Source organism: Parasphingorhabdus sp. (genome assembly GCF_036964675.1).
Lineage (GTDB): Bacteria > Pseudomonadota > Alphaproteobacteria > Sphingomonadales > Sphingomonadaceae > Parasphingorhabdus.
Window position 1 is genome coordinate 14,812 of sequence record NZ_JBALTF010000030.1, and the last position, 7,231, is coordinate 22,042.

Annotated in this window: 10 protein-coding genes; 7 read left to right on the forward strand and 3 right to left on the reverse strand. The window is 56.3% G+C overall.

Going from position 1 to position 7,231, the window contains the following annotated elements; all coding sequences use genetic code 11:
- The 3 genes from V7665_RS07135 to thiS form a co-directional block, all read right to left on the reverse strand.
- A partial coding sequence (locus tag V7665_RS07135; RefSeq protein WP_335663860.1) for a DUF1153 domain-containing protein occupies positions 1–128 on the reverse strand: 128 nt, incomplete at its 3' end.
- 374 nt (positions 129–502) lie between these two features.
- Positions 503–856, reverse strand: a complete 354-nt coding sequence (locus V7665_RS07140; RefSeq protein WP_335663846.1) for a UrcA family protein — start codon at positions 854–856, stop codon at positions 503–505.
- Positions 857–1,181: 325 nt separating this feature from the next.
- Positions 1,182–2,162 (reverse strand): sulfur carrier protein ThiS, encoded by a 981-nt coding sequence (thiS, locus tag V7665_RS07145; protein ID WP_335663861.1) that lies wholly within the window; start codon positions 2,160–2,162, stop codon positions 1,182–1,184.
- Positions 2,163–2,261: 99 nt separating this feature from the next.
- Here thiS and aroQ point away from each other — a divergent pair, with 99 nt between their 5' ends.
- The 7 genes from aroQ to V7665_RS07180 form a co-directional block, all read left to right on the forward strand.
- The gene (gene aroQ, locus V7665_RS07150) at positions 2,262–2,699 is read left to right on the forward strand and encodes a type II 3-dehydroquinate dehydratase (protein WP_335663847.1); all 438 of its coding nucleotides are present in this window, start codon (positions 2,262–2,264) and stop codon (positions 2,697–2,699) included.
- A gap of 20 nt (positions 2,700–2,719) precedes the next feature.
- Positions 2,720–3,193: an acetyl-CoA carboxylase biotin carboxyl carrier protein gene (gene accB, locus V7665_RS07155; RefSeq protein WP_335663848.1), complete on the forward strand. Its 474-nt coding sequence runs from the start codon at positions 2,720–2,722 to the stop codon at positions 3,191–3,193.
- Between the two features lie 10 nt (positions 3,194–3,203).
- Positions 3,204–4,559 (forward strand): acetyl-CoA carboxylase biotin carboxylase subunit, encoded by a 1,356-nt coding sequence (accC, locus tag V7665_RS07160; protein WP_335663849.1) that lies wholly within the window; start codon positions 3,204–3,206, stop codon positions 4,557–4,559.
- A 289-nt stretch (positions 4,560–4,848) separates the two neighbouring features.
- Positions 4,849–5,886, forward strand: a complete 1,038-nt coding sequence (locus tag V7665_RS07165) for an RcnB family protein (protein WP_335663850.1) — start codon at positions 4,849–4,851, stop codon at positions 5,884–5,886.
- Positions 5,887–6,216: 330 nt separating this feature from the next.
- Complete coding sequence (locus V7665_RS07170; protein ID WP_335663851.1) at positions 6,217–6,438, forward strand: hypothetical protein; 222 nt, start codon at positions 6,217–6,219, stop codon at positions 6,436–6,438.
- Positions 6,439–6,530: 92 nt separating this feature from the next.
- Entirely contained in the window at positions 6,531–6,905 is a 375-nt protein-coding gene (locus tag V7665_RS07175; RefSeq protein ID WP_335663852.1) for a hypothetical protein, read from the forward strand.
- Between the two features lie 120 nt (positions 6,906–7,025).
- A partial coding sequence (locus V7665_RS07180) for a hypothetical protein (RefSeq protein WP_335663853.1) occupies positions 7,026–7,231 on the forward strand: 206 nt, incomplete at its 3' end.

Genomic DNA, 7,231 nt, shown 5'->3' on the forward strand with positions numbered 1-7,231 from the left:
GCGACCACTTCGGCTTTTCGCCGGATCACCCATCTGGTCGTATTATTTTTCGGCAAATCACTGAGGCTCAGGGCCTCGCCGAAAGGACCGATAACTCTCTCCGGTTTTCTCTGCCGACCAATTTCCATATAACCTCCCGGACATCGCGGCCTCCCGCTACTGAGCAGTGCAAAGCAGCAACCTGAAAGGCGCTCATTGTTACAATCATTTACATATGAGCAGAAAATATTAACATTGCGCTCGGATATCTGGTTAATACGTTTGAAATACTTGTATTTTAAATATATTTTGAATAACAATATTCATTTAAATAACAGTATTACATATCTATGAAGTATTTTAAACAATATATATTACAACATATAATATATTTGTTTATAAATTGATGCGAGCGACATCTAAAAAAAGAAACCCCGGTGTAAGGGACACCGAGGTTTTTTGAAAGTTTGCTTGGCCAAATTGCGGCCGCTTGTTGGGGGTTTGCGGCTCTTGGAATCTTGCTTTAGTTGCTGATCACCATTGCGGTTTCGACCGGCTTGCCCGATTTTGCCGCCGCCATGATCGTCACACTGGCACGCTGGGCCGAGACATTGGCCTGATCCATGCAGACGCCGTAATCCTGCACATCGACCAGGTTTTTCGGATCATAGCTTCCGCAAACCTTGCGAACGGCACCTTTCAGGCGGCCCTGCAGGGTGGCTTGGCCATCTTCGCTGTTCAGATCCAGATCGGTATAGTTGACGATCGCCGTACGCACGGTCCGGCTTTGAGCATTGGCGCTGGCAGAAAATCCGGTCGCGGTTATCGCGATGGCTGCCGCCGCACAAAGGGCTTTGGTAAAGATATTATTCGACATTTTCTCACTCCTAAAAATATTTTCGGGGCGATGCCGGAAAAGGGGAAACCGGCATTACCCGCTAGGGGGTGAGGTCGGGAGCGGAATATCCGTCGGGCCGGGGAAGGGCTGTCTGGAGAGACTTGGGTTATGCTCCCGCCTCGCATTCCTAGGTAGCGGAGCGATCCCGGACGAGCATCCCGCGTTCGATAAACCGCCATTGTGATCGGCCAACGCCGACCCGCTTCGACCAACGACAATCGCTGGTCGACCAATCTATCATCATGTAACTTTTGTTACGAATCAATTAGTTACAGATGACACCGAATTATGCTGTATTAAGACACTAAATCAGCCCGGAGAGGGGACTCGACGGGTCGGCATACATCCGGCGACCCATCCGCCCGGACAAATAAGCCTCGCGCCCGGCCTCGACCGCCAGCTTCATCGCCCGCGCCATTCGCACCGGTTCTTTCGCTTCGGCAATCGCCGTGTTCATCAGCACGCCGTCACAGCCCAGTTCCATGGCCACCGCGGCATCGCTGGCAGTGCCGACACCGGCATCGACCAGCACCGGCACATTGGCGCCCTCGACGATCAGCCGGATCGTCACCCGGTTCTGGATGCCGAGCCCGGACCCAATCGGCGCGCCGAGCGGCATGATCGCCACCGCGCCGGCATCTTCCAGCTGCTTCGCTCCGATCGGATCGTCGACGCAATAAACCATCGGCTTGAACCCTTCCTTGGCCAGCACCTCGGTCGCCTCGAGCGTTTCGCGCATATTCGGATAGAGCGTCTTCGCCTCGCCGAGCACCTCCAGCTTGACCAGATCCCAGCCGCCGGCCTCGCGCGCCAATCGCAGGGTACGGATCGCATCCTCGGCGTTGAAGCAGCCAGCCGTGTTCGGCAGATAGGTGATTTTCTTCGGATCGATAAAGTCCATCAGCACCGGCTGGTTGCGGTCGGTAACGTTGACGCGGCGAACCGCGACGGTGACAATCTCCGCACCGGACGCTTCTACCGCAGCCGCATTCTCGGCGAAATCCTTGTATTTACCAGTGCCGACGATCAGCCGGGAACGAAATGTACGCCCCGCCACCGTCCAGCTGTCATCGCCAGAGCCGCCGCCGACAAAATGCACGATTTCCAGTTCATCGCCCTGCTCGACCATGACCTGCTCGAGGATCGACCGCGTGACAATTTCGCGATTGCGCTCCACCGCCACCTTGGCCGGGTCGAGATCGAGCGAACGCACCAGATCGGCGATCGAGCCGCCCGCAGCAATCTTGTGGTTATCGCCATTCAACCGGATCTGAATTTCAGCCATTTCGGTAACTTTCATGTCTTTGATCTCGCTTTTCAAAAACGAGCCATATAAAGAGGTCGCTCCAGTCGCAACCAAAAGCCTGTGGGAGGGAACAATATCTTGGCGGCCAAGACCATCTTTGTATTGAACGGACCCAATCTCAATCTGCTCGGCATGCGCGAACCCGAAATCTATGGTTCGGAAACGCTGGACGAGATTGCCGGACAGATCGAAGACCATGCGCAGACGCTCGGTTTCGATGTCGACATAAGACAGAGCAACCATGAAGGCCATCTGGTCGACTGGCTGCACGAAGCGGCTGCGGAAGGCGCGCATGCGGTAATCCTCAACGCCGGGGCCTTGACCCATACATCGCTCTCACTGTTCGATGCGATCAAGGCGATCCGCACGCCGGTTATCGAAGTGCATATTTCGAATCCCGCCGCGCGCGAAGAATATCGGCACAAGAGTTTCATTGCACCGGTTGCAAAAGGCAGCATTTGCGGCTTTGGTGCTTTCGGCTATCAACTGGCACTGGAAGCTGCCAGTAAATTTTAACGACAGCATAAGGACAAAATATGTCTGCAAAAAAAGAAACGGGTGACGGCATGAATGTGGACATCAAACTGGTCCGTGATCTGGCCGCCATTCTCGAAAAAGCCGGTCTGACCGAGATTGAAGTCGAGGACGGTGACCGCAAGATCAAGGTCGCGCGCGGCGGTGGAACCTTTGTTTCCGCTCCTGCCGCTTATGCGCCCCCTGCTCCTGCGCCCGCAGCAGCCGCCCCGGCCCCGGAAGCCGCACCCGTCGATGATCACGCCGGCGCACAGAAATCCCCCATGGTCGGCACCGCCTATCTCGCCGCCGAACCCGGTGCAGCCAATTTCATCAGCATTGGCGACAAGGTTGCCGTCGGTGATACGTTGCTGATTGTCGAAGCGATGAAGGTGATGAACCCGATCACGTCGGAAACGGCCGGCACGGTCAAGGCGATCCTGGTCGAAAATGGTCAACCGATCGAATTTGACCAGCCTCTGGTCGTGATCGCTTGAGGCCGGCAGCGTGACCATTGAAAAAATCCTTATTGCCAACCGCGGAGAAATCGCGCTGCGGATTTTGCGCGCAGCCAAAGAGCTCGGCATCGAAACCGTCGCCGTGCACAGCACCGCCGATTCAGACGCCATGCATGTGCGGCTCGCCGATCAGGCGGTCTGCATTGGTCCGCCAGCGGCGGCCGACAGCTATCTGTCGATCCCGGCGATCATCTCGGCCGCCGAAATCAGCGGCGCCGATGCGATCCATCCCGGCTATGGTTTCCTCTCCGAAAACGCCCATTTTGCCGAAGTCGTCGAAGCGCACGGCATCAAATGGATCGGCCCAAAGCCCGAACATATCAAAATCATGGGTGACAAGGTTGCGGCCAAGAAAACCGCTGGCGATCTGGGCATTCCCCTGGTCCCCGGTTCCGCAGGCGCGGTCAGCGAGATTGAAGAAGCCAAACGGGTGGCGGCAGAAGTCGGCTATCCGGTGATCATCAAGGCCGCTTCCGGCGGCGGCGGTCGCGGCATGAAAGTGGTCAACAGCGAGACCGAGCTGGAGACCCAGATGAAACAGGCGGGCACCGAGGCCAAGGCGGCCTTTGGTGACGCCACCGTCTATATCGAAAAATATCTCGGCGATCCGCGCCATATCGAATTTCAGGTGTTCGGCGATGGCCGCGGCAATGCCATCCATCTCGGCGAGCGCGATTGTTCGCTGCAGCGCCGCCACCAGAAAGTGCTCGAAGAAGCGCCTTCCCCGGTGATCAGCGCCGAGCAGCGCGAGCGGATGGGCAAGGTCTGCGTCGACGCGATGAAGGGCATGCAATATCGCGGCGCCGGCACGATCGAATTTCTCTACGAAAATAACGAATTTTACTTCATCGAGATGAACACCCGCCTGCAGGTCGAGCATCCGGTGACCGAAATGATCACTGGCTTCGATCTGGTGCGCGAGCAAATCCGCATCGCCGATGGCCGCGACCTTTCGGTGGAACAGGAAGATCTGGTGTTCAGCGGCCATGCCATCGAATGCCGGATCAATGCGGAGAACCCCAAGACATGGGCACCCTCCCCCGGCAAGGTCACCAGCTATCATGCGCCCGGCGGCATGCATGTGCGCGTCGATAGCGGTCTTTATGCCGGCTATTCGATCCCGCCATATTATGACAGCATGATCGCCAAGCTGATCGTCTATGGCCGCACCCGCGACGGCTGCATGATGCGGCTGGCCCGTGCGCTCGACGAATTTGTCATCGAAGGCGTCCAGACCACGATCCCGCTCCACCAGAAGCTGGTCCATGACAAGGAATTCCAGTCCGGCGAATATACGATCAAATGGCTGGAAGAATGGCTGGAGAAGGATAATCTGAAGGATTAGGCGGCGCCCCCGCGCAGGCGGGGGTCCATCTCCTGAACGTCCAACAATCGGTGTGGCAATGGCTTGCACCTCCTGTTCGTCGGCAAGCAAATCAGAAAAACAGATTGATCATTGAGCGCGCAATGGACCCCGGATCAAGTCCGGGGTGGAAGTTAGATGAACATAAATGTTCAGATAACTTCCACCTTTCCTGAACATAACAACTCAGTTCAGGAGTCTGACAGGGTTAATAAACTACTAGTTGTTCCACCGATGCGGCATATCAAGTCGCGAGCAACAGGAGTAAGCCATGCGTATATTTTTCTTAACTGGTCTGATGGCGGCCACGATGTTGACGCCCGCCGCCGCATCCGCCGCCGAAATTGCACCCAATCTCAATAGCGCGCCCGCACTGGTTCAGATTGACCTGACCGGCAGCGCCGCCCTGCAGCGTGATGGTCGCAGCGAACGCCGTGCCAATCGCAGCGGCAACCGCGGAGACCGGAGCGGCAATCGCGGCAGCGGCCAGCGTCAGGTGCAGCGGTCTGAGAATCGCAACAATCGCGGCCAGGCGGATGTGAACCGGCAGGCCCGGGTCGAAACCCGCGGCGATCGCAGCGAAACTCGTCAGAACCGCCGGGTCGACCGTGTTGATCGTAATCTGAACAACGCTCCCGCTCCGCGCGCTAGCCAACCGGCTGCGCGTCAGGCTCTCCCAAATCGCGCGGATCGCAACGTCAATCTCGCAACCCAGCGCACTCAGCGGGTTGACCGGCAACGCAATGCCAACCGAACGGTGACACGAGACCGGCAAGTTACCCAGCAACGCTCTGCCCGCCGCGGCGACAGCAACCGGGATGGCCGGGTTGACCGGCGTTTCGATCGCAACCGCGATGGCCAGATTGACCGCCGCTATGATCGCAATAACAATGGCCGCGTCGACCGGCGGGTCGATCGCAATCGGGATGGCCGGATTGACCGGGCTTATCGGGATCAGCGCCAATATAGCAACAATCGCAATTACAATCGCAGCAGCCGCAACTGGAACCGCAGCTGGCGCAACGACCGACGCTATGACTGGCAGCGTTATCGTCAGGCCAACCGCAATCATTATCGGCTGGGCCGCTATTATTCCCCCTATCGGGATTATCGCTATCGTCGCCTGAACATCGGCATCTATCTCGGATCCGCCTTCTATGGCTCGCGTTACTGGATCAACAACCCTGGCTATTACCGCCTGCCTGCGGCCTATCCGGGAACGCGCTGGGTCCGCTATTATGACGATGTCCTGCTCATCGACACCTATAGCGGCGAAGTCATTGACGTGATCTACGACTTCTTCTGGTAGGACCGGACGCATCAACCAAGAGACCCGCTGCCCGAACAGGTGGCGGGTTTTTTGTGACCGCCATCCGGGAACCATGCCGGCTTTCTGCGCCCAAGATGCAAGCGTGGGAAAGGAAACCCTTTGAGTGCGCGAAATGACGCTTTGCTTCCTGGCCAGGCCGATCATTCCGTGGTTCACACCATTTCCCGAAAGCGGCCATTTGCACCGTTTTATATGGTCTATATATGTGGTGCATATTCTCTGGATTTATTGACATTCAATTTAAGGCGACTAGTCAACAAGTTGAGAAGTTTCGAAAGGCTGCTCTCCGCAAGGCGTCGAAACTTTATCATGGGGGACAATGATGAAAAATACACCGGGAAGCGAACAGGCTCCAACCGAAAAAAGAAAAATTATGAGAAGCCTGTCCTCATAATTTTGAATTTGGATGGCGACTCCACAATGGGAAAAAATCCGGCAATGAACGAATTCACCAACGGGTTCGGGGTATACGGCGCGAGCTTGAGCGAGAAACGGCGCCAATCAGCTGATGAACCTGCCCCGCTCGATTAATCCATCGGCCCTTTGAAGCCATCGGCATAGCGGGCGGAATTCAACAGGGCGTTGCGTGCGCCGACCAGCTTGCCTGAGCCTTTACCTGGCCTTTGCTGGAACATTTTGCTGAAATGAAGGCTCTTCAGTCTTCATTCCAGTCAACTATCCGTGCGCATCAGGCCCCGATGACAGCGATCAACGGTTTGACGCCGATGATCGCGATCAGCCGCTTATTATTGGCAGCCTGGACTCAGAGTTTCATCTCTGTCGCCAGCTTTTTCCCATGCCTTGGGATTGGCTCCGGCAAGACCGGACGCCGGGATCATCAGACCGGCTGGCCGAACTGGCGACGGGCTTTTGCGCGTCAGTCTATATTGGCGATGCCCCCGACGGTCGGCACGACATCAGCAAATCCCTTGCGAACATATCCTCGGGTCATGCTGCGCATAGGCGCTGAGGTTGCTCAGCATGTTTCAAAATGCTGATTTTATAAAAGCCTGAACTGCCCGCCAATTGCAAAATTTGTAAAAATACGCTAAAAAGCCGGCGGGATTTCAGGATCCCGAGGGTCCACTCAGATGTTTTTTCAAACAGGAGGGAGTCTCATGTCCTACAAATCATATTTTACCATCTCGGCAATCAGCGCCATCGCCCTGTTCATGGCCACGGCAGCGCCGGCCTATGCCGATACCCAGCCGCCGCCGGATGATAGTGACAAAGACGGCATCCCGCACGACCAGGACAAGGACTGGGATAATGATGGCATCGACAATGATGCGGACAAATACCCTTATGATCAGGACAATGACGG

What these genes read in the sequence shown, in the direction of transcription:
- V7665_RS07140 (WP_335663846.1), bottom strand. Translation starts at nt 856, where the DNA reads ATGTCGAATAATATCTTTACCAAAGCCCTTTGTGCGGCGGCAGCCATC.
- thiS (WP_335663861.1), bottom strand. Translation starts at nt 2,162, where the DNA reads ATGGCTGAAATTCAGATCCGGTTGAATGGCGATAACCACAAGATTGCT.
- accB (WP_335663848.1), top strand. Translation starts at nt 2,720, where the DNA reads ATGTCTGCAAAAAAAGAAACGGGTGACGGCATGAATGTGGACATCAAA.
- V7665_RS07165 (WP_335663850.1), top strand. Translation starts at nt 4,849, where the DNA reads ATGCGTATATTTTTCTTAACTGGTCTGATGGCGGCCACGATGTTGACG.
- V7665_RS07170 (WP_335663851.1), top strand. Translation starts at nt 6,217, where the DNA reads ATGGGGGACAATGATGAAAAATACACCGGGAAGCGAACAGGCTCCAAC.